We start from the raw sequence: 1,759 nt of genomic DNA, 5'->3' as shown, positions 1-1,759 counted from the left end.
ATGTTGTAATGTGTAGATATTCAGTAATTTACAAATTATACTACTGCTTTTTTTCGACAAATATTATGCCAATTTTTATCCCTTTGGTAGTTCAAGTATCAAGCAAAGTGTCACTTGGAGAAGGGTGATATTATTTTAGTTTTAAACTGAAATTAGAAAAAGTTACGGATAATAAGATGAAGAGCATCCTTTGTTACTAGGCTCTTACTTGATATTTTTTACAAATCTGAGTGTTTGCATACGTTTAAAACTGGCTTGGACAATCACAGATTGTCGTTTATCTTTATCACGAAGTCAGAGACTTCGAGGAGCGAGGGAATACATATTTTAGATAAATAAAATACTATGACTTTTTTTATTACAAGTGAATCTTCATATGAGATTACTGATATTAGAACAGTTGAATTTGAAGATGAATTGAATAGTTTTTTTTACGAGAAAAACTATGGTAATTCAATCAGTCATATTTCAACTATAATAATATGCGTTTCCGAAAAATTTGATTCTTTTCATCCTATTCGTAAGTCAAGGGTAGTAAAAGAGAGGGCTAAACTTAGTTTTGAATATAAACTAGATTTCAATACTTATAAAACAATGGATAAAGAGCAGAGGATAAGATATATTGAAACTGAATATTTGAAAAATATCAAAGAATTACTTGAAAATAAAAGACTTGAAGACTTTGACTATAAAACTTTTTTATATGATTTAGCATGTTGTTTAAAAATTGAAAAAAAAGATTTGTAATAGCCTCCTTAGCGTAGTGTTTTTCACTATGTCAGATTGATAAGCAATGTTACATGGCAAAAATGTGAAGCATTTATCGTTTTTAAATCTTCCATTACTAGCCGATGCCTTCTAAGAAGGCAACACACACCGACGTAGTGAAAAACACTACGCCAAGCTAGGGTTTGAATGCTTTTAAACCTGGCTTGTACAATCAGAGATTGTCATTTATCTATCCCACGAAGTCGGTGACTTCGAGGAGCGAGTATATATTCAATCAGATAAGTGTTTTTTATTTAAAAACGAGAAAGTAATGATATTAAAGACTAAAGAGAATTTTCTTAAAGAAATAACAAATTATCCTTAAAAAGAAGAAGTAAAAATGCTATACTTGGCATTTTTAAACAAATGCTATGAATAAAAATATTTAGGGATACTAAAAACAATAAGACAGATGAATGATAATTTGTATGCAAGATTATACGAAATTAGATATGTAAGCGACGATGAAGTAGAAGAATATAAAGCACTGGTTGAAACGATGTACAACAATAGAGATTCAACAACCTTTAGGAAATTTTGTTCAGTTGTGCTTGATGAAAGCCCTTCTGGAAATACTTCAGATATTCATGCAATGTGGAGAGAATATGTCGAGAACTATTTTGATGTTAGAACCGATATAAGAACTTATATAAACGAATTGCTATCAAATGCTGATGCTTTTATGCCTCAGGCTGAATCCATATTGCAAGCGTCGATAATTAGAATATTGAACAAGAAAGAGAATATACCAATATTTTTAGAAGCTATACCAACAATTTATTCGGAGCATCGTTCAAATTATATCATTATAAAAAAACAAATTGAAAACATAAAAAGCGAAGATTGGAAACCTTTTTGGTTAGACACAATACTTGAAAGTATTCCATAATGTTTTTCACTACGCCAAGCGAGGGTATGAATTTGACTTAGAAGTAACAAATAAAGTATTTGATGTATTGAAAGAAAACAGAGTGCTGATAGGGATAGAACT

The 1,759-nt window shown here is 30.1% G+C and carries 2 protein-coding genes; both read left to right on the top strand.

Features of this window, described 5'->3' with window-relative positions:
- The first annotated feature begins 345 nt into the window (after nucleotides 1-345).
- Nucleotides 346-747 carry an Imm44 family immunity protein gene (locus AC07XN_RS24290; RefSeq protein WP_494744921.1) on the top strand — a complete coding sequence of 134 codons (402 nt, stop codon included), beginning with the start codon at nucleotides 346-348 and terminating at the stop codon, nucleotides 745-747.
- Between the two features lie 433 nt (nucleotides 748-1,180).
- Complete coding sequence (locus AC07XN_RS24285; RefSeq protein ID WP_309921568.1) at nucleotides 1,181-1,657, top strand: hypothetical protein; 477 nt, start codon at nucleotides 1,181-1,183, stop codon at nucleotides 1,655-1,657.
- Nucleotides 1,658-1,759: the final 102 nt, after the last annotated feature.

The sequence above is a fragment of the Arcicella sp. GW458-12-2-14-TSB2 genome, assembly GCF_059423785.1.
This window is presented reverse-complemented; position numbering and strand designations above follow the sequence as displayed.

Bases quoted from the DNA above. Each gene is read 5' to 3' on its own strand.
- AC07XN_RS24290 (WP_494744921.1), top strand. From the start codon at position 346: ATGACTTTTTTTATTACAAGTGAATCTTCATATGAGATTACTGATATT.
- AC07XN_RS24285 (WP_309921568.1), top strand. From the start codon at position 1,181: ATGAATGATAATTTGTATGCAAGATTATACGAAATTAGATATGTAAGC.